This window comes from Shewanella sp. SM101 (genome assembly GCF_025654465.1).
Lineage (GTDB): Bacteria > Pseudomonadota > Gammaproteobacteria > Enterobacterales > Shewanellaceae > Shewanella > Shewanella oncorhynchi.
On the sequence record NZ_JAKKRH010000015.1, the window covers coordinates 62783 to 83898 of the forward strand.

A 21116-nucleotide genomic window follows, 5' to 3' on the forward strand; every position below is an offset into this window, starting at 1 on the left:
AGCGCTAGCCCACTTGCCACAGGTAATTGTTAAGCTCGTCCAAAATGGTATCGAGTTGGTCATTCAGCACGCTGTTAAAGCGTTTGGCACCACCGTCACTGGCAAAACGATTATTCACAAAGGCTTTATCAATCACAGCCTCATGCACCAATTGTTTTGCTAGGCGGTCTAGCCACTTACGTTGGTTTGGGTTCCAATCATGTTCGCTGTAAATGCGTTGCATGGCGTTATTCACCCGCTGGGCAAAGGGGACTAAGGCTTCATCCAATGCGGCTTGGCGAATATAACCGATAATACTGGCGGCGATATCTTGGTTAGTGTTTTTACGCCACGCACTTTGCAGGTGGGCTTCGCTATAGCCAGCCTCATCAAGCAGTAATTTGACCTCTTTTAGCTGAGCTCGGGTGAGATCTTTAGGTCGATTTACCACCACGGACAAGGCTGCTGATTGGTTAATATTTTGCTTAATGAAGTGACTGAAGCTTTCAAGGTAATCAGCGGGCTTTTCGTGTACACCGTAATTTTGCTGACGCTCTATGAACTCATCACGCCCTTCATAGATGATCGGCATATTGTCGCTGCCCACCAGATAACGGACTTCGGCTAACTGATTAATCAAACTTTGGTGCTGCTTAAAAAATTGTGCCGCTTCTCTGGGGCCAATTTGATGTAGATGCTGGTGGAGTTTCTCTGGTGCTACGCCCCATAACTCTTCAAGTTGCTCGAGCTTGGCTTTAAGCTCTGGCTTATTTTCGGCTTTTTTGGTCGCTTTTCGCATCACCCGCATCACTTTCTGCCCAAGTTGATTAAGCACGTCGTGGGCATGGCTATTGGTGTGACTATCTGCATCTGCACCAGAACCGACTTGTTCACCTGGGGTATTAAGTGCGCGTTCTAAAAAAGAATCGTCACTTAACTCGTCCACCAGCTGCTCAAGGGTGATGTTGGGATCTTTAACTATCGGCTTCATAGTGTTAACGGCTTCAAGCGCGCTGTAAATATCAACCGGATCGTAAATCTTAAAAGCCGTTTTACCTATGTCGTCACAGCGGCGAGTGGCACGGCCCATCATTTGCTCGTACAGAATGCGTGATTTGACTCGACGTAAAAACACTAAATGACAAATCTTAGGCACATCGATACCGGTTGATAATAGGTCAACAGTAATGGCGATATTAGGGTAACGCTCGTTTTTATATTGGCGTATCAACTGGCTGACTTTATCACTTTGACCGGTGATTTTAGCCACTGCCGCTTGATTGTAGTCATCGCCATACATATCAAGAAAGGCTTTATCTAATAAGCGTTTTACCATGTCTGCATGCACATCGGTTGCACAAAAAATCATGGTTTTCTCATCGCCAAAAGGGTCTAACTCTTTGATTAATTCTTGGCAGATGACCTCATTAAACGACTCAGTTATCACCCTTTTATTAAAGGATTCAACATCGAACTTTAATTCGTCTTCTAAATCGGCCGTTTCAATTTCACCAGTTTGGGTGTTGATGGAGGTGACGGTTTCGCCTTTTTCAAACTTAATGCCGTGTTTGTTTAACAGCGTTTCATAGCGGATCGGTGGCTCATGGTCGATGAGCCAATCGTCGGCAACCGCTTCGCGATAGCTGTAGGTATAAACTGGTTTACCGAAAATCTCACTTGTATGCTTGGCAGGCGTTGCGGTTAAGCCGATACGCACCGCATCAAAGTAATCGAGTACCCGCCGGTAACTGGACAGATATTGGCTGGCATCGCGAGTGGCAAGTTCACCTTCGGTCATTTGCTGATCTAGGGCATAACCTCTATGCGCTTCATCGACAATAATGCAGTCAAACTCGTCCAGCGGCGGCCGGTTATCCGACATACAAATCCGTTTGACCATGGCTTGTACTGTCGCGACTTGAATGCGAGTTTCGGCTGCACTTTTCATATCGCCAAGCTCGGCAATATTGTAGATAGACGACAGCACTTTGTTTTGTTCAAGCTTGGCTTCGTCAAAGGAGTCGCACGCTTGCTCACCCAAGGCGGTTCTATCAACAAGAAACAAGATACGCCTAAAACGCTCGGTCTTTAAAAATCGATACATCAAACCAATAATAGTGCGGGTTTTGCCTGTACCTGTGGCCATTGCCAGCAGACATTGAGTGTTATCTTGCGCTAAAGCCGACTCTACAGCTGCGATAGCTTTTTGCTGGTAATCGCGCAGGCCGAGGTAATCAAAGCCTTCCTGTTGCAGTTTTTGCTCGGCGGCTTCGCGGCTGCGCTTTAGCTTATCAAGCAGGCCATCGGGCGAGTGAAACTGTTGCAGCGCCCGCTTGGTGTTACTGGGTTTACGGGTATCGCGAAACCAAGTGCCTGATAACTCCGCCAGTTGCTTACTAAACTCGCGGCCATTACAGGAGTAGACAAAGGGTATATGGTAATGGCCGTCTTCGTCATCGGCCCATGCAACGGTGCGTCCCTCAATTTCCCATGCACCTTGTTGAGGCGCTATCAGTTTATAGCCTTTGGAGTAACGCTCGGCTTGGGAAATTTTACCGGCAACGTTGGTGTTTTCTTTTTTTGCTTCCACCACTGCAACGGGGACTAAGCCGCAAAATAGGACATAATCAGCGCGGCCTTGCTGGCCTTTATGCCATGTTGGCCACTCTGCAATCGCGAGGTTTTTACCTTTTTCAGGCCGAGCGCCTTTGCGGTAATCCAACCTTTGGGTATCCGCTATCCACTTGGCCTCATTTAGTTGCTGATCAATCAGCACTCGAGTTAACTCTTCGCTTAACTCAATGTGATTACCCGCTTTACTCGCTTGCTGACTAAGTTGTTTCTTGTTTTTTGTCGCCGCTTGGTTATCGACTTGAGCAAGCAGTACTAATTCAGCTTGTAGCGCTTTAATGCGTAATTCGAATTGATGCTTTTGCTCTACGAGAGCTTGCTCATGCTGCGCGGCCAACTTTGACAACGCTCGCGCCTCTGCATCCATTTGCTCAGCTAATACCGCGTACTCTTCTTTCTCACGGGCCAGTAATGTTGTTAATTGCTGATTATCTGCTAATTGCTGGTGGTTATCGTTAAGTTCGCTACGCAATAATTCAATTTGAGTTTGTAACTCTTGCAGTTGCTTACTGGGATCTTCAGGTGGGACAAACGGGCCAGCTTTAAATGCGGTCTTTTGATCGCCAAATGTATGATGGAACCAAATCGCTAGGCTACGAGCTAGCTTTAAGCCTTCTAATGCTTCTTTATGTTGGGTTCGAAATTGGTGAGTTGCTTTATTGCCTTCAATCCTTAAGGCATGAAATAACTGGCGGACCACAGGCTCTAAGGTTAACTCACGATTAATTTTGAAGAGTAAATCTGCTTGAGTCGTTTTGTCATCAAACTCTATGCCGCACCGAGCCGCAATATCTTGCGCCATCGCTTCCCCTAACTGGCGCAGCTTAATTAAGGTGGTGTTGGGATCGCTGGTAAACGCACGTTCAGCACTGCTGGCTAAATCGATAAAAATAGGGTCGTATGGTTTGAGAAAACTAAAGTTAGCAGAGTCCTTTTCAGTACTCTGACTTTGTGTGTCTAATGCCATCATTCCCTCGTAGCGCTACTGCAATTCTTCTTTAGACAGCCATCATACCTTGCCAAAAATGAACAATCACGTGGATTGTTAACGAAGATGTATATAGAGATCAAAAAGATAAGATTCTAATATTCAAGCGAATGAGGCTGTCCTGTAAAAGGCTACAGCCAAGCCGCTTTTCTATTCGTCCAAAAAGTAGTGAACTGAGTAATCAAGACCTCCAACTCGTAAAACCTGTAAATGGTTGTTTAGCAAGGTATTAAATAAGATTGGCCACTGGTCGATATTTGTTGCCCGTGTTAGCATCGTCAATACAAAACAGTTAAATCCCCATTTTTTGTTTTCATTACATGGATGTCATTGATATGACAAAGATAAAAGCCAAATTAGCATTACTTTTAGAGCAACTTAATCATGGATTAGTTGACCGTGAAGCGACAATGAAATCAGCTTTACTTTCCATCCTAGCGGGCGAAAACATCTTGTTGATTGGCCCTCCTGGCACCGCAAAAAGCCTTGTAGCTAGACGCATATCTAAAATTTTTAATGAAAATAATCTAGCAGATACAACAACCTACTTTGAATATCTGTTAACTAAGTTTTCTACACCTGAAGAAATATTTGGCCCTCTCTCAATAAGCGAGTTAAAAGCTGACCGATTTAAGCGTAATACAGATGGGTATTTACCTTCGGTGAAAATAGCCTTTCTGGACGAAGTGTTTAAAGCCAGCTCATCCATTCTCAATGCACTCCTCACCATCATGAATGAGCGTATTTATCATAATGGTACTGAAGCAGTAAAAGTCCCGTTGAGAGCATTAATCGCTGCATCAAATGAACTACCTACAGGGCAAGAAGAGCTTAGTGCTCTCTACGATAGATTTTTAATCAGAAGCTTTGTTGATTATATTAGTGCTAATAAGTTACTGCACTTTTTTGATTTAATTGAAGAAGTAGAAATTCAGGACCCGCTCACCCAAGAAGATTTAAATTGGCTGAATGATACCATTAAAAACATCACTATTTCTGCTGAAATTAGAAAGGCCATATTAGAAATCTGGGAAAAACATAAAGACACTTTTAAAGAAGACCGCCGTGAAGTATTGTCAGATCGTCGTTTTACCAAAGTTATCAAGTTACTCCGAGTATCTGCCGCAACCAATGACCGAAGTGAAGTAGATCTTTCTGATTTATTACTCCTTAAAGATTGTTTATGGAATCATCCGGATAATGCTGAAAAAATACGAAAAATAGTCCTAGAGGCATTAAAGTTACATAATTTTTTAGGAGAGAAAAAGAATAACCCCAAAAGTATAGATAGAGAAGAAACCAAAAAAACTCTACCACCAAGTAATATAAATATAATAAAAGGGTATAAAGGTTGCGGTACTGAAAGTGATCCATTATTGATTCACAACCCTGATGAATTGCTAGGGTTATTACGTCCTGAGATTGGTCTGAAAGGCTATTATTTTAAGCAAACAAAAGACATTGACTGTACGGACTTCAATACCTGGACTCCGATTTCATTAATAGGCCACTATGACGGCGGACTTAATCTCGTTAAAGGAAATGATGCAGCACTTTTTCTGGAAATAACGTCATCATCCAGTGTGAAGGAATTAACTTTGCTCGGGATGGCGTTGACAGAAAACATTAAAGAAAGCAAGGTGAAAAACTGTAAAACAAATCAAAAAATGGTAATGAATAATGCTATATCTTGTGAGTTTGAATCATCAGAAAGTATCAAAAACTTTATTGGAGGTGATGCGAGAGATTGTCATTTTAATACTTGCAGAACGGGATCAAGCTTAATCGGGGAATTTGCTGATAATTGCTTTATTACACAGTGCCTAACAGGTTCATTTCTAATCGAACAAAGTGATGACTTGCTAACCAATAGTATTAGAGGATGCAAAATTTCAGACTGTTTAATACTAGTTGACTATCAATATAATTATTGCGAGTCTCCGGCTAAGTGCGGTTTAGCTTATACTCTCGATGGCTGTGAAGTCACACGCTGCTTGGTCACGGGGAAATTAAGGCGTCCTAACGAACTAGGAGGGGATTGGCATTTCAATGGATTAGCAGATGAACTTTGTTGTAGCCAAATTACAGCTTGCGCCCTAGGCCCTGTAGAGATAAGTGACAATATACAAATTAACTCAGGTATATATAGCTCTTTAGACTATAGAAGTATCGTAAATTCTAATGCCTCTATTGATAGTGTTGAAATATACAACAGAAAAAATGATCTTGATGGCAAGGATGGAAGAGCTGTCTCAGCCACGCAATTTAACCAATATTTCTTTGAGCACACCTTAAATTGGGACTTTGAACAAGTATGGCAATGGGATGAAGACACTAACTTACCATTTCTACGAAAAGTTGGTATCAATGCTGAAATTTTATCGAACTCTGAAAGCGGGAGCGCAATTAGCAACTTAGATTTACTCACTATTCAGGTCAAAGCCAATATTTGGCTATAAAGGAGCTGCAATGCTTAATGCTGTTTATGACACGCTTAACTGCCTGTATAATATGCGAAAAGCCAATTTTTCGATTGTCGTAAAGGCAATTAAGTATTTTGTCGATAGCACATTTAGAGACTCCATTATCCCTGTGCCAGGAAGTGCTTTGTATTGCGACTTATGGGTCGCAATAGAGCATTCTGGCATTTATGTCGATGATGGGAAGATATCTAATATCATCGTCGATGGTATAGCGGAAAGCTCTGTTAGTTATAGTGACGCAGCCGATTTTACATCTAAGAGTACATTAGGCCGTAAAATTTATGTTTCCTGTAATAAATATGGTGCTGTTGGGCATTCAAGCGTGGCTCATGGAGCAGATCTTCATATTAGTGAGAGAGCCTTTTATGGCCTTGTGTTTAAAAACTGCCATCAGTTTTCGGCTAAATGTGTAAATTATGCTGACCAAGTGCTACAAGACAGTAGCCTTATAGAAAAGGGCTTTAGTGCTATCACATCGCTAGTGCCAATTGAAACATGGGAACCGACCCTCGCAGAGCTTAAAAATACCGCACGCAAGCAATTAGGCGCGACGAAGTGGCGCTTATGGGATTGGGACAACTCTCTAGCTAAAAATCCAGTGACTGAACCTGATTGGCCAACACAAGAACAGTATTTCCAACATCTGCCGCTGAATGAAAAAAGTATTGAACTTATCCGCTCTGAACTCAATGAGCTACAAGATTACCAAAGCGAATTGGAAGACGAAAATATACCTCAACACATCACAAACAAGCTAACTTCACTCAATAGCACTCTGACGCAGATTTCTGATAAATACGAGGAGGTTAAAGAGTTTCTAGCTAAATGCCCAGGCGCTAATTTTTCCTATACAGACATTATTAATAGTCAGGATGATTTCACTGTATTAGCTAGACTATTACATGATAATCAACGAATTAAAGACCTTGCTCATAAAATGGGGCGAATCTATATTTCGGAAGAGAAAAAGAAAGCGACTAAAATCCCAGAGGCGAGTAAAAACGAAGTTCATGGTACTCATAGAAGCAATGATTTGATGCGAATGCTCCCAAGTGAGCTGGTAAACCTTGAAGATGAAACGTTAGAAGTACTGTTTTATGCAAGACTGTTGGAACACAACTTACTAACTTACGAACTTCAAGGCGTCACTTATATTAATGGTGAAGAGCAACAAACTAGTCAAAAAAGAACGGGCCCAGTTGTGGCTTGTTTAGATACTTCGGGCAGCATGGCTGGTGCGCCATTATTAAAAGCTAAAGCCTCATTGCTGGCCATAGCGAACATTCTCAAGCAAGAGCAACGATCACTCCATGTACTGCTTTTTGGCTCAAATGGTGAGTTAAAAGAGTTTTCAATGAATGAAGTAAACAACTCGTCTGGTTTACTGAGCTTCTTACAACAAAGTTTTGGTGGCGGCACTGATTTTGAGACACCATTAAAACGTGCGTTGGAAATAATCAAGAATGATGAAGACTTTATTAAGGCAGATATCCTGATGATTTCTGATGGCGACTGCATTTTATCGACAGAATTTATTGGTTCCCTAGATACTGAGAAAAATCTGTTAGATTGTTCTATCTACTCAGTATTATGCGATGGGAAAAGGGTCGAAGATAATTTCAGTGATGAGATTATTCTGTTGTAGGTTAATTTTTAAGAGGCGCTGCCATGGATCTCGATTGCATTCCAACTATTGAATCACTGCTAGAGCAAAACGCCATCTGCTTTACTGGGCGTCCGGATTTAATTGACCGCTATCTGGTTTTAATGGATTTAATAATACCAATAGAAACGATGGCACTGCTTGATGAAATAGGCAGCCCTTTCAAATCTTTTGAGTGGAATTCGTATCACATTTACGGCTCTGAAACGAAGAACAGCAAAGTGAGAGAGTCTCCAACACTAGATTGCAATGACCTTTCTCTAAAGGGTTCGATTACGTTACCTAATAGACCTATTTATACCGTTCATCTTGATGAGGATTTCATCGTAACAGCACATGTCCGGTGTAATAATGGTTATTTTGATAAGCTAATCCACCACAAAATTGGCGTGAACCCTAAAAGGTTAACGCACAGTCTAAAAGCGGTAACGCGGGCAATAGACCAGTCACCAGCATTCTTTATCTGCACTAAGTGCAATAAATTAATTGATGCCAATTTTAAGTCTCAAGATGGAACGGCCACATGTGCCTACAGCGCTTGCGGCAGGTTTGTGGAACAACACTTTGATGTTCTATCCGATAAAGTCACAAGCTCCTTATATAATAAAGATATAAGTATCGATATATTTGACGATTACATAGCCATCTCCATTGGTTTAATCACTTGGCCGCATCCGCATGAACCGAGCTTTGAATGGGTTATTCAACGGAAAATGGCTCTTAGTTCTACACCGCGACAGGTTAAGTCTGCAGCAAAAGCTATCCACGATAGTAAGATTGCCCGTGGAAAGTGTAAGCACTGTAATGAGTCTATGAATGCAGGGCATATGTTCGATGATGATATCTGCCAAAGTTGTGCTACGGGCGTATATGGGGTTGTTTATTAGAACCTATATATTAAGCCGCATTATTTAGAATCAAGCATGTTAACGACAACAAAGTGGTTACTAAATCGGTTACTAAAACCAAAAAACAAACGTAAAAATATAATCAAATTATTGATTTTAAATAAAATAAAATTACCAATCAACATTCAGATCCAAAACGTAGAGTGATGATAGTTAACGTGTTTTAGATACCAAAAAGCCCTTAATATAAGGGCTTTTTGTATTTTATGACACTGAGAGAATATCAGTTAAAGCACTCACTCTGATTCACTAATATCGAGTGCGAAGTGCTGAGCGAGGCTCAGTGAACAATTGTTTACGGTAACAGGATTTTTTGCAGCTCTTGGTGCGAGCTCACTTGATAGTGCGGGACGATACCGGCGGGCACATCGTGGCCGTGGACGTTATACCAACAAGTATGAATACCGGCATTGATGCCGCCTTGGATATCTGAATGCGGGTTATCGCCGACCATGAGCACAGCATCGCGCTCAGGATGGCCCATGAGTTCGAAGGCGTGCTCGAAGATACCTACATCGGGTTTAGCTATGCCGACTTTTTCTGAAATCACTAAAATATCAAAATGATGCTGCAAGCCTGTACGCTCTAATCGCACGGTTTGTAGTTCAGTGAAACCGTTGGTGATGATGCCTAGTTTAGCTTTACCTTGCAGCGCGGCTAATAACTCGCGAGCACCAGGTAGCGGCGAACAAATTTCGACCATTGCTGATAAAAATGCACTATTGAGCGTCATGGCCGTGACAGATAATTTGGCTGCCCAAGGTTCGAAACGTATGGTTTGCAACTCGGCGGCAGTTATCTTGCCATCTTGATAATCAACCCAAAGTGGTTTGTTAACTAACTGATACTCGTCAAAATCGGCTTGGGTAAAATCGACCCCAAACTCACTAAACATCAACTTAAGCCCTTTTAAAGCATCGAAATAAAATAGGGTTTCATCGGCATCGAACAAAATCCATTGGTAAGGCAAGGACATAGGAACTCTCTTTCTGACAAAATAGCTAAGACCCATCCCATGCCGTTCAGTGGCATCGAGAATGGTACATCGGCGATTGCGGCAATGCTGTGGCTAGCTGCCTAGCAGTAATCAAGATAAGCGATAAACATGAGCGATGAGCCCGAAAATAACTAGGCTTCACAGTCGACACCCGCAATCAGCAAGTGCATTAGTCTACCTTGCATCAAGGGCAATGATAACCACGATAATAAAAACTGACTGTTGAGGTATCATCAACAATAATGGCAGGGGAACGCGATAATCTAAGGACACCATGGAGCACTTTTCGGCATTACCTATCTTTGTCACTGTCGTGGAATGCGGTAGCTTTTCATTGGCTGGTCAAAAGCTTGGACTGAGTAAATCGGCTGTGAGTAAACGCATTACCCTATTAGAACAAAGTCTGGGTATTCAACTTTTGCACCGTACCACTCGCAGCTTAAGTCTTACCGAAGCGGGCGCCCGCTATTTTGACTATGTTCGTCCTGCCGTTAAACTCGCAGAGGAAGGGTTAGACGCCATTTCTGAGCTACAACAAGCGCCTCAGGGCAATCTTCGCATCGCAGTTCCTATGGTATTTGGCCGCTTGCATATCGCCCCTTTAATCCCCGAGTTTCTGCGCCGTTACCCGAAAATACAGCTGCAAATGCAGATGGATGATAAGACAACCGATTTAATTGCTGGCGGATTCGATCTGGCAATTCGTATAGGCGAGCTACCAGATTCAAGCCTTATTGCCCGTAAAATCGCCCCTTGTTTAAGTGTCATTTGCGCCTCACCCGAATATCTTGCTCGCCACGCTGCACCACAAACGCCGCAGCAACTCAGCCAACATAACTGTTTGTTCTACTCATATTTTCGTGATGGTGTTGAATGGACCTTCTTAAGCACGCAGGGCCCCACTCGCATCCAGCCGAACGGTAACTATCAAGTCAACAATAGTGATGCCATCCACCAAGCCACACTCGATGGTTTAGGCATAGCCAACCTGCCGCGTTTCATGGTCGACGCCGACTTACAAGCAGGCCGCCTACAAGCCTTGCTCGCAGATCATCCCCTCCCCGAACATGGCATTTACGCGGTTTATCCACAGCGAAAACATTTGCCGACTAAGGTGAATGTATTGATTGAATTTTTGATGGAGAAGCTGGCGAGTTCAGATAAGTTTCAACTTGTAAGCGACTAGGAATTACATCCCTACTTTACCCATATGTTGAATGAGAGATATGCTCGATACCTGTAAAAGCGGAGCAACTCTATCTATCCAATGGGTAAAGTTGATATTGCAAATAGGATAATAAAGTTAGTTCGTGTCTCACTCAAAAGTTCAAAGCTCTTCGATTCCACACGCTTTTAGAAATTGATAAGTCGAATCATAAAAAGCCGGTTTTCTAGTAATATCTAACTCATCGCCTTTAGGGACGAAAATCACCATTCCTTGCCTCGCTCGCGTCAGTAAGACTCGATAGGCATTTTCAAGATACCTGCATTTTTCTTCCCGTTGTCGTTGTTCCCAGCTTGAGCCTCGAAACTGCATATGCTCAAAACCTGCATGACCGAATCTAAAATCAGCCTCCCAAGCAACCAAACACCAATCAAGCTCAAGCCCTTGAACATCAAACTCTGTGGCGACATCTTCAAGAAAATGTGAAGAACGAATATCCTCTATCGGCCCCAAAAACCAATCTTTATGCTCAATTTTGTTTTTGACGAAAATGCCTTCAGCTTTTAATCGAATACCATTTGACGAGGCTAGCATTCCCATTGTTTCAGTCCCACGCACTTGAGATTTCATCCAACATTTAGCAGCCGTTAAGTCTCGGGTAACTTTAATTGGATATTTTTGCTTAAAAGTCGCCAAAACATTCAAAGCCATGCCACTGTTACCATTAACTAAATGGTGGATAAAATTTGACAACTTTTCGGCTCGAAATGAACGCATCGATGTCGCCAAATGTAAACAAGGTAACAAAGTACCTTTTGAAAAGTCGCGAGTCGTTAAACCCGTAGACACATACTCACCATTAAGTAAATCCGTAGAATAATAAGCATCCCAGTGAGTAAATCGGTTGCCAAGTGCATCCAACCATCCAAAAAGCCCAACCTCGCCGGTGTTGATTTCTTGTCCACCGCCGATCAACGCAATAATTACAGCCCAATCTTCATGGCGGTCCATCACTTCGATAAGATATTCTGGCTCAGACTTATTGAATCCAGCTTGATTACGCTTGGTCTGCATGAATTTGCTAGTCTGCTCAACATTCCAAGCACGCTGAGCTTCGTCAAAGATAGCTACTTGCTCTACTGGGGGTTTGTTCGATGTAAGCGAGTCATCCCTAAACTTATGGATATTCTGAATAAATTGCTCAGTATGTCGTCGACAATCGCCAATTTTCTCTTTAGTGCGATCACGTCTATCTCGCGCCAGAGCTTCTTGCAAAACAGAGACTAAAGGGCCATTTCCGCTTAAAAATACTGCATATTCCTTTTCGTCAGCATTAGAATGCGCACTCGCAATATTAAGCCCTACAAGGGTTTTGCCCGCACCCGGAACGCCGGTAACGAAACAAATGATTTTTCGCTTATTGATCCGAGCATTGTGAATCAACTGAAGTAATTGCTGGCTCGTGTGTCCAAGATTTTGAGTGTCGGCTTCACTACGAGCAATATCTTCGACTTTATGCTGCGCATATAGCGCTTGCGCCGCTTCGATAATAGTTGGTGTTGGCAAATAACCAGAATCAGCCCACAAGTTTGAATCAAAAGTAGGTTGATTAAACCGCTCAGCAATTAGGCGCATTCTTGGAAACAATTCACCGGGTGAAATACACAAGGTAGAAGCAACATTATCGCCTGCGAATACTGGATCTTTCGATTGGCTCGTCGCTTTGGTGGCGACAAGCAGAGGGACTAGAAATTTATCATGACTACCGCGATGAAAGTTCTTTAAATCTAAGGCGTATCCATGAGTTTGCCTCATATCTGCAGCGGTAAATACTTTTGCGCCAACTTTAAACTCTACAACAAAAACAATTCCTTTAAATATCATCACGACATCCGCACGTCGTCCCATTCGTGGGATCATAAACTCAATGAAAATATGCCCTTCTCGCTCAACGCTCTCGGCCAAGGAGCGTTTGAGAACTTCAATTTCAGCACACCAAGCACGAGTTTGTGTATGCAATAAATGCTGAGTATGGAAACGTGATATCTGCCCGGTAATCGCATCGGGCTCAGCAGATAGAAAATCTTTAAAACTCGCCGAATAAAATGCTCGTTGAGTCATAATGATCCCTCAACGGTAAAATCAAGAAGTTGTTTCGCCGGGATATCTAAAGCACTGGCAAGCTTAAAAAGATTAATCAAACTAACATTGCGTTGCCCACGTTCAATGCCGCTGACATAGGTTCTGTCCATGTCAGCTTTTAATGCAAGCTGCTCCTGAGAAAAAGATCTCTCAAGTCGCAAACTTTTTAGATGAGTACCGAATGAGGTAAGCAAATGATCTTCCATGAATAATCCTTTGAAGAGTTTTCATGATGATCTTTACTTGTAGACAATACGTCTACGGACTATGAGTCACATTAAATGCCTAGCACTTAATGATTTGGACATAACATCGCACAGGGTAATCACTCACAAAATGCAAAATGATTGTTGCCGCTGATTACATTTAGACGGCAAATTCCGCAATCTACTTACCAACCACTCGGCAATAAGTACCTTGTACTTCGGCCGCCGACGTCGGCTTTGGGCCAGTATCTATCTCAAATTTCTATTAAGCGATTGGTTCTACTGGCTAACAGATATGCGCGAAGGCTAACAGGATTAGGCACTAACATGGAAGTGACTATCCGTGACAGGACGTCACGGTTGAGCATCCTGGGACTTGAACATTCCCTATTTAACTGCCAGTTCGCCTTCCATGGCTCTCGTTCATAAACTTAGAAACCCTAGGTTTCTATTCACCGAGTCACTGGAATACAAGTGCTTGATAACATGCCTAACCTTCATTTTTTCATACTGAGTGGCAATAAGTATCTGGTACTTCGGCCGCCGGCGTCGGCTTTTACTAAAAAGCGCTGTTCGACCATTTGCGCAAGATGACGGGTGGCGGTGGCGCGGCTCACCTTCGCGACTTTTTGATACTGGCTACTATTAATCCCTAGTTCAAAATCGCCATCTAACATCCGATTGAGCACTTTGGCTTGCTCCTGACTCAATAAGGATTGATCGAGATTTTGCCAATACTGAATTTTCGACAGCGTTCTGCTCACATCTGCCATCGCATTGAGTAAGCAGTCATTGAGGGTTTCAAAAAACCAAACTAACCAAGGAGTAATATCTACATCACCCCTTTGAGTGGACTCTAAAATGTCATAGTAGGTTTGGCGACGGGCAAGAATACTGACCGACATAGCGTAAAAACGAATCGAGCGTTTCTCCGCTTGCGCCAGAGCTAAATCAGTCAATATGCGCGTGATGCGCCCATTACCATCATCAAGTGGATGAAGAGTAACAAACCAAAGATGTGTTATCGCCGCACGGATAAGCGGATCTAAAACCTGCGCTTGCCGTGAAGCATTAAACCATTCGATAAACTGCGAGAGTTCAGCATCCAATGACGCTCTAGAGGGTGCCTCAAAATGTACCGTTGGTTTATCAATGCGGCCAGAGACAACCTGCATAGGTGTATCGCCACGCAGCGCTCCGCCAATAACAGGGTTAAACAGCGTATAACCCTGGGGAAATAACTGTTTATGCCAACCTAATATCCGCTCAAGGGTTAACTCTGTATCTAAATTTTTTAAGGCATCGAGCATAATGTCAGCCAAACCATCGGTTTGCGCTGTTGTCGGATACGGTTTATCTTCAGTCACGCCGAGTTTTTTAGCTAAGGATGAGCGCACCGAAGCCGCATTGAGCGTTTCACCTTCGATGGCACTGGAATGGATAATGTTAGCGAGTAAGGTGTCGAGTGCAGCGTCTGAAGTTAATAAGCTATCGTCGTGACTTAGCATTTGCTTGCCAAGCAACTGGCCCTGATTGAAATAGACCTGACGCAGCAAGGCATCAATGCTGCTGGTGTTCCAATGAAACTTAGGCCAATCGGCTTGCTGCCAAATCCACATATCTACCCCATGAGTCGAATAACAAGCCTATTCTACTCAAATAATGAGGCGATTAACAAACCTATTCGACTCACTTTATGAGTCGAATAGCACTAATAATCGCCTCATCAATACCAACATGGCTATGCAATGCAGGGAAATGAGCCTTGTTGGTAATCCGGGAGCTCTGTTTCTAAGCCTTGCGGTCAGCCACTTGCTATTATTGTGCAGCTACAGTGCAGCTATCATACAACTTAGTGGCGCCTTTACTGTGGTGCATTGGCGTTGCGCGTGACTTTTATGTATAGCCACCGACAAAGCCTTCGCGCTGAGATATAATACCGCCGCTGATTTGACACGCCAATGTGAAACGCCGAAGTGAAAACTTACGGCTTTACCGCACCGCTGACACACATTCTGAGCCTAACCTATGCCTGATAACACCAACAATTCACCAACCTCTACTCACGTACAATGTACTGCTAATGCACAGCGTATCGGCAATGTTCAACCTACTGGTAATTCACAGATTGCTACGCCAGATACAATGCATCCAGCCCAGTCGAATGCGCTCAGTGACGAACAGATAAAGGTGAAAAAGCAGAAGGTCTTTATCATAGGTTTGCCACGCACGGGCACCACGAGTGTGAGTGTGGCGCTATTGGAGCAAGGGCTAAAAGTGGCGCACATGGCCTTTACTAAACAGGCATTTATGCTGGCCGATGCAGTGTCTGACACGCCTTGTTTCAGCGATTATCAGCAGTTGGATTTATTATTTCCCGAGGCTGTGTTTGTCTATCTCGACCGCGATATCAATACTTGGTTGCCTTCGATGCAGATGTTACTTGGTAAAATGGCGCCCCATTTGGATGAAAAAACGGGCCGCTTCCATCCAATATTAAAGCGCAGTTTTAGGCATACTTTCGCCATAGATAAAGTGGCGGAACCTGCCAGCAGTGAGCACTTAATTGCTTGTTATCAAAAGCATCAGCAAGAAGTGTTTGCTTACTTTAATGGGCGGGAAGACTTTATTTCAATCGATGTTAGCCATGCAGGAAGCTTGAGTCAGTTACTGCAATTTTTGGGAATGGAAGCAAACGCGGAGAATAGCGATGTCGCATTAGGTTTAAGTGAGCCGCTGAGTTTCCCTAAACTTAACGTGGGCCGCAACGTGGCAAGTTGGGGCGAATATAAACACCCCAACAAGGTCAACACCAATAGCGCAGGCCCACAAAGCCGTAAATTTTTCGACTACACGCTTTAACATTGGATCAGTACACAGATACCAATACACAGATATCCAAGCGCTGAATTAGAAATTAGCTTTAAGCACAGTCTCTTGGTCGAGCAAGCTTTGGTACAAGGTAAACTGGTTGGCGGCGCGGTCTAAATTATGGCCTTCGCGGTGGATGTGGAAATACACATCACCGTTAAGATAATCCGTTAAAAAACGCACACCTATCATCAAACAAATCACCCGAGCACCGAGCCACAGACTGCACTTTTCGTCTTCCGTTAAAACGTCACCCAACTCGCTCAAGTAGCCACGGCAAATTGCGGCGAAGATGTCTTGGCGAACTTGGACTTTATCCAAGGCCGTAGAGTCTTCCTCCTCTGGCGAGCAGAAAGTGCGTACCATGTCGCCGAAGTCATACATAAGATGACCTTTCATACAGGTATCTAAATCGATAATCGCCATGCTGGACATGTCACGTTTATCAAAAAGCATGTTATTGATTTTAGTGTCGTTATGACAAATTCGTAGCGGCAGCTTTGGTGATATTTCTGCAAGTTCATCCAGCAAAGCCTGCTGAGATAACGCGTAATCGACCCAATGACGGCAGAGCGCTAAGCGATGTTGACTATCGAGTTCAGCGGCCTGCTTTAGTAAGGCCATGCGTCCCGGTAAATGGTGAAATTGAGGGATCACATCTTCAAGCTCTGTCGCATCAAAATCACTCAAGGCAGAGGCAAAATGCCCAAAGGCCTTAGCCGCCATTTCCGCTTCTTGTTCCGACTTAACCACTTCAATGCTAAGACTATGGGGCAAGTAACTGATAGCACGCCAAAATCCTTGCTCGCCTAAATCGATAGCCAGCTCACCCTCTTGGGTTAAACATGGGCTAACGACTTTAAGGCCGTATTGTTGCTGCAACGACTTAGCGCATAAATGATGGCTAATTTTATAGGCATTGCAGACCAAAGCGTTGGGAGTTTTAAATACCTCAGTATTAATTCGCTGCAATACTAATTCGCCCGCAGGCCAGCGCACCAAAAGGGTGTCATTGATGTGGCCATTACCGAGGGCAGAAATTTTTGCCTCGGCAGATTCAATACCAAAATGAGGCAACACTGACTGCCTGATGAGTTTAATCACTCAATAACTCCGTTAATTTTTGTTTTACCCAGACAGTGTCCTGCGGATAAGTCACGCCAAGCCATGGCTCACAGGCAACATCGACATACACAGGCAAACCTTGCTCAATTCCCGCTTGTACTATGGCGGGTAAATAGCATTCAGACTTAGGTTGTTGCCCCTGTTGCCCGATAAATTCGGTTAATTCACGTTTAATAACATCAAATATGTTTGGGGAGAAGCCCCAGCATGTCATAGAGACCAAGGACTGCGCCGGCAAATTAGCATGACCCTGCGGGCCATCACCCATTAAGTGGCCTGCTTGCTCGGCGATATTGAGCCATTCGGCGACCGATTTAAGCTGACCATTTTCAACCTGACACAGACCACGGTTAACACCACCGTGTTCCGACAACGTGAGTTCTATGGGATAGGCCACCATCATCCACTCAGTTGGCCTCATGCTTAAGCCTTTGGCTAAGGAAGCAAAAGCACTATCACCATAAAAATCATCTGCATTGATAACGGCCATTGGCCCTTTAACAAGATGGCGCGCACTCCAGAGTGCATGGGCCGTCCCCCAAGGTTTAAGCCTGTGGCTAAGATCCGCCAACTGCGCCGTTTCGGGTAAATCCGTTAAGACTTGATAGCAAAAATGATATTCAAAATCGGCTGGCAGAAATCGTGTCAGGATCTCAGTTAATTCACTTTCTAACTCTGGGCGGATCACCAGCACAGCACGCTGAAAACCACTGCGAATGGCCGACATGATTGATAGCACCAACATGGGTTCACCCGCGGGGCCGAGTGCCGCCAATTGCTTATCGCCGCCGAAACGACTACCTAGCCCCGCAGCCATAATGACTAAGGTCAATTCTGTATTCATGCTGGATTGATATATTCAGTTCAAATTTAAAGGTGTTTCCCCAAACCGCATCGACCTAAACAACCTAAAGTACGGTTTGAGAAAAAGAGGAGCAAAAGTGTAATCTACCCCTCTAATTGTGACTAGCATTTAAGCAGAATTTTTATCGACTTAGCTGCAGACTTTTTTAACGAGCAATATAATCGCCAAAGGTGCGATTTTGTTCCAATATCGCTTGGCTGCCCTTAAGACTGAACTTATAACCACACAGGCTAATATTACCTCGACGGGCGAGATCAATAATGATGGCCTGAGTATCGAGTGGTGAGAATCGCGCCTCTGAAGCGGAATCCGCTTTCAGATCTACAGTCACAGGGCGATAGTCAGTGCCATTGTTAAAGGATAAGACGCTGCAAGTTTTATCTCCCTTTGCCGTCGCTAAGGACCACAGATTTTGTGCTTTACCTTTCTCACCGAGCCAACGCATGATCAAGATGTCATCCTCCAGCGCCACAGAAAAACCGTCCGGTAACGCGAGCGTCACCCGCTCACCCGCATAGGGCGCAATCGCGTTAACCGTGACAACTTCTGCACCATCACCCGTTTCTGCGTCGCCATTTGGCCAAAGGCCCCACACCAAGGCAATCAAGAGCACCACGCCACAGCCAATTCCTGCTGGGCGCCAATAACGGCGTTCCACTTTCGGCAGTTTAATCTTAGGCAACACCAAGAAACGCTTTAGTGGCGCCAAAAACTCAAATAAACCGCGAAATAGCTCAGTCATCGAGCCAGAATCTTTCGCTTCGGCGCGGCGTTGACGCACTTCTTCGGCATGATCTCGATCGTTAAAGCTGTCAGGCTCGTCATCTTCTTCGGCGGTAAAACGCCAACCGGGTTCAGCACTACGCTCGGCAGGATCTAATTGCGCCGCAGTAAAGTCGACATGTTTCAAATCAACATTGTCCACATCGACATCGACCAACTCAATGTGGGTCTGTTCAACGCGGCTAGTATTAGCAGGACGGAAATCTGCATGACTGTCTGGCACCACAAAATCGGCAGGATTCTGCGTCATCCGAGTAAGGGCATCGAAGCGCAGTTCATCTTGACGCAACGCCTCTCGCTCTGCCTCCGCCGCGCTAACACTCGGCTCAACCCTCGGCGATGTTAAAACAGATTCAACATGGGTCGATAAATCGACCTCTGGCTCAGACACAGTCTCAGCGCTAATGGTTTGGGCATGAAGCTGCTCAACATGCGGCTCATGCCTTTCAGCTTGAGGTTGTGCTTGAATATGAGAGGTAGATTTTGCCGATTGTCTTACGGCAACGTCTTGAGCAACAATAGGTTTAGGGTCAATGATGTTAGGATCTATGGCAGTTTTAGATGCCATGGCTTTAGGGTCTATAGTGTTAGGATCTACGATTTTAGGATCTATGGTTTTAGGTGCGATGGTTTTAGGAACGATAGTCGGTTCCACACGGCGCCTAGGCATTGCCTGTGATGTTGGTGCATCCAGCTCAGGACCGAAATAACCGTAGCGATAATCCACTATCGTTGGTGCAGGAAAGCGCCAGCCCCAAAATGTCAGTCCCGCGGCTAACACTAAACTCAATCCAATTAAGACAATATGCACACCGGCCGCTAACAGGCCGATGAAAATTATTAACGGCAATAGAAATACGCCAATCAAGCCTTTTGACTTATCGGCATCGGCCAAACGACGCAAACTGGTGAGCCCTAATAAAGGTAGACCCAACAATGCCAGCAAATACATCAGAAAATTAGCCCCAAAAGCAGCGGCTGCAAATGCAATACAGACGTAAACGCCAACACTGATTGCGACAAAACGGGGACGAGAATCACGCCCGTGAAGGCAGAAAAGAGATTTTAACAGCACGACCCTTCCTTTATTGTTGTAAAAACGAGATACAAAAAGACACTCATTGCCTTATTCGCACGAGCGTAACCAATTTACCCGCAATTGTCAGTGCCTACGACCCAAGTCGGATAAAAATGCACATAATATCGAAGTAAATCTAAAATAGGCTTAAATTGCCAGCCAACAAGCCCTAGTATTTCTATGGTCAAAATCGGTATAATACTCGGCTTTCTGGGCCCTTCTTGCGTTAACCCATTGGATATTTAGCTCATGACCGCACGCGGAAATTTATTTATTGTGTCGGCGCCAAGTGGCGCAGGTAAATCCTCGTTGATTTCAGCCTTGCTTAAAGACAAGCCAGCCGACATGCAGGTTTCGGTATCTCATACCACCCGCGCACCACGCCCAGGTGAAGTTGATGGTCAACACTATCACTTCGTTAATGTTGAGCAATTCAAAGCCTTAATTGCTGAAAATGCCTTTTTTGAATGGGCAGAAGTGTTCGGCAATTACTATGGTACCTCGCGCCATGTGATCGAACATACGCTCACCCAAGGTATCGATGTTTTCCTCGATATCGACTGGCAAGGTGCCGAACAAGTTAAAGCCGTGATGCCAGAGGCCGTTGGTGTGTTTATTCTACCACCCTCTAAAGCCGAGCTAGAGCGCCGCCTCACAGGTCGCGGACAAGACAGTAGCGATGTTATCGCCAGCCGTATGGCACAAGCCGTATCGGAAATGTCCCACTATAAAGAATATGATTTTATTATCGTCAACGACGATTTTGACACTGCCTTAGCCGATTTGCGTGCCATCATTCGCAGTCAGCGCTTAACAGGTGCTAGTCAGATCCACGCGCAAAATGATATGCTTCACGATCTGTTGGCAGGATAGCTGTCATAGTGTACAATTTTGCGTCATTTTTTCCCTAGATAAACTGGAGTTTCAACACATGGCTCGCGTAACTGTAGAAGACGCCGTAGAACAAATCGGCAACCGTTTTGATATGATCTTGGTTGCGGCGCGTCGTGCTCGCCAAATCGCCGTGCAGGGTAAAGACCCTATGGTTGAAGAGATGAACGACAAACCCACGGTTATCGCCCTGCGTGAAATCGAACTAGGTTTAGTTAATGCTCACACCTTAGATGCCGATGAGCGTCAAACGGTGCGTGAACGTGAAGCCGCTGAAATTGCAGCGGTTGCAGCCATTGCTGAAGGTCGTTCATTATAGTTTTTGAGTAAAAACCTATTTA

At 44.3% G+C, this 21116-nt stretch carries 15 protein-coding genes; 7 read left to right on the top strand and 8 right to left on the bottom strand.

The window, feature by feature from the left end; translation table 11 throughout:
- Window positions 1-4: 4 nt before the first annotated feature.
- A complete protein-coding gene (hsdR, locus tag L5M38_RS10330) occupies window positions 5-3577 on the bottom strand; it encodes a type I restriction-modification system endonuclease (protein ID WP_263168687.1) in 3573 nt (1190 codons plus the stop codon).
- A 356-nt stretch (window positions 3578-3933) separates the two neighbouring features.
- Here hsdR and L5M38_RS10335 point away from each other — a divergent pair, with 356 nt between their 5' ends.
- Genes L5M38_RS10335 through L5M38_RS10345 form a run of 3 tightly spaced genes read left to right on the top strand, consistent with a single transcriptional unit; the run spans window position 3934 to window position 8631 of the window.
- Complete coding sequence (locus L5M38_RS10335) at window positions 3934-6057, top strand: AAA family ATPase (RefSeq protein WP_263168689.1); 2124 nt, start codon at window positions 3934-3936, stop codon at window positions 6055-6057.
- A 10-nt stretch (window positions 6058-6067) separates the two neighbouring features.
- A complete protein-coding gene (locus L5M38_RS10340; protein ID WP_263168691.1) occupies window positions 6068-7726 on the top strand; it encodes a VWA domain-containing protein in 1659 nt (552 codons plus the stop codon).
- A gap of 23 nt (window positions 7727-7749) precedes the next feature.
- Entirely contained in the window at window positions 7750-8631 is an 882-nt protein-coding gene (locus L5M38_RS10345) for a hypothetical protein (RefSeq protein WP_263168694.1), read from the top strand.
- Window positions 8632-8947: 316 nt separating this feature from the next.
- On the opposite strand, the gene yjjG is transcribed toward L5M38_RS10345, so the two are convergent.
- Entirely contained in the window at window positions 8948-9628 is a 681-nt protein-coding gene (yjjG, locus tag L5M38_RS10350) for a pyrimidine 5'-nucleotidase (protein WP_263179028.1), read from the bottom strand.
- Window positions 9629-9923: 295 nt separating this feature from the next.
- Between yjjG and L5M38_RS10355 the strand changes: the two genes are divergently transcribed.
- The gene (locus tag L5M38_RS10355) at window positions 9924-10835 is read left to right on the top strand and encodes a LysR family transcriptional regulator (RefSeq protein WP_263179029.1); all 912 of its coding nucleotides are present in this window, start codon (window positions 9924-9926) and stop codon (window positions 10833-10835) included.
- 141 nt (window positions 10836-10976) lie between these two features.
- On the opposite strand, the gene L5M38_RS10360 is transcribed toward L5M38_RS10355, so the two are convergent.
- The 3 genes from L5M38_RS10360 to L5M38_RS10370 all read right to left on the bottom strand — a co-directional run bounded on the left by L5M38_RS10360 (window position 10977) and on the right by L5M38_RS10370 (window position 14781).
- A complete protein-coding gene (locus L5M38_RS10360) occupies window positions 10977-12935 on the bottom strand; it encodes a DUF2075 domain-containing protein (protein ID WP_263179030.1) in 1959 nt (652 codons plus the stop codon).
- On the bottom strand, window positions 12932-13162 hold the full coding sequence (locus L5M38_RS10365; RefSeq protein ID WP_076497128.1) for a helix-turn-helix domain-containing protein: 231 nt from the start codon (window positions 13160-13162) through the stop codon (window positions 12932-12934). Before L5M38_RS10365 ends, L5M38_RS10360 begins: the two co-directional genes overlap by 4 nt.
- Window positions 13163-13659: 497 nt before the next feature.
- Window positions 13660-14781: a Fic family protein gene (locus L5M38_RS10370; RefSeq protein ID WP_263179031.1), complete on the bottom strand. Its 1122-nt coding sequence runs from the start codon at window positions 14779-14781 to the stop codon at window positions 13660-13662.
- Window positions 14782-15190: 409 nt separating this feature from the next.
- Here L5M38_RS10370 and L5M38_RS10375 point away from each other — a divergent pair, with 409 nt between their 5' ends.
- Window positions 15191-16024, top strand: coding sequence for a sulfotransferase (locus L5M38_RS10375; protein WP_173497406.1), 834 nt, complete (start codon window positions 15191-15193; stop codon window positions 16022-16024).
- A 48-nt stretch (window positions 16025-16072) separates the two neighbouring features.
- On the opposite strand, the gene L5M38_RS10380 is transcribed toward L5M38_RS10375, so the two are convergent.
- From L5M38_RS10380 to L5M38_RS10390, 3 genes are all read right to left on the bottom strand, one after another.
- Window positions 16073-17137, bottom strand: coding sequence for a phosphotransferase enzyme family protein (locus L5M38_RS10380; protein ID WP_263179032.1), 1065 nt, complete (start codon window positions 17135-17137; stop codon window positions 16073-16075).
- Window positions 17130-18002 (bottom strand): NDP-sugar synthase, encoded by an 873-nt coding sequence (locus L5M38_RS10385; protein WP_263179033.1) that lies wholly within the window; start codon window positions 18000-18002, stop codon window positions 17130-17132. The genes L5M38_RS10380 and L5M38_RS10385 overlap by 8 nt, the downstream gene beginning before the upstream one ends.
- A gap of 166 nt (window positions 18003-18168) precedes the next feature.
- Window positions 18169-19881, bottom strand: a complete 1713-nt coding sequence (locus tag L5M38_RS10390; protein WP_263179034.1) for a hypothetical protein — start codon at window positions 19879-19881, stop codon at window positions 18169-18171.
- Between the two features lie 252 nt (window positions 19882-20133).
- Between L5M38_RS10390 and gmk the strand changes: the two genes are divergently transcribed.
- Both gmk and rpoZ read left to right on the top strand, forming a co-directional pair.
- Window positions 20134-20757: a guanylate kinase gene (gmk, locus tag L5M38_RS10395; protein ID WP_105251162.1), complete on the top strand. Its 624-nt coding sequence runs from the start codon at window positions 20134-20136 to the stop codon at window positions 20755-20757.
- A gap of 58 nt (window positions 20758-20815) precedes the next feature.
- The gene (gene rpoZ, locus L5M38_RS10400) at window positions 20816-21094 is read left to right on the top strand and encodes a DNA-directed RNA polymerase subunit omega (RefSeq protein WP_007651394.1); all 279 of its coding nucleotides are present in this window, start codon (window positions 20816-20818) and stop codon (window positions 21092-21094) included.
- Window positions 21095-21116: the final 22 nt, after the last annotated feature.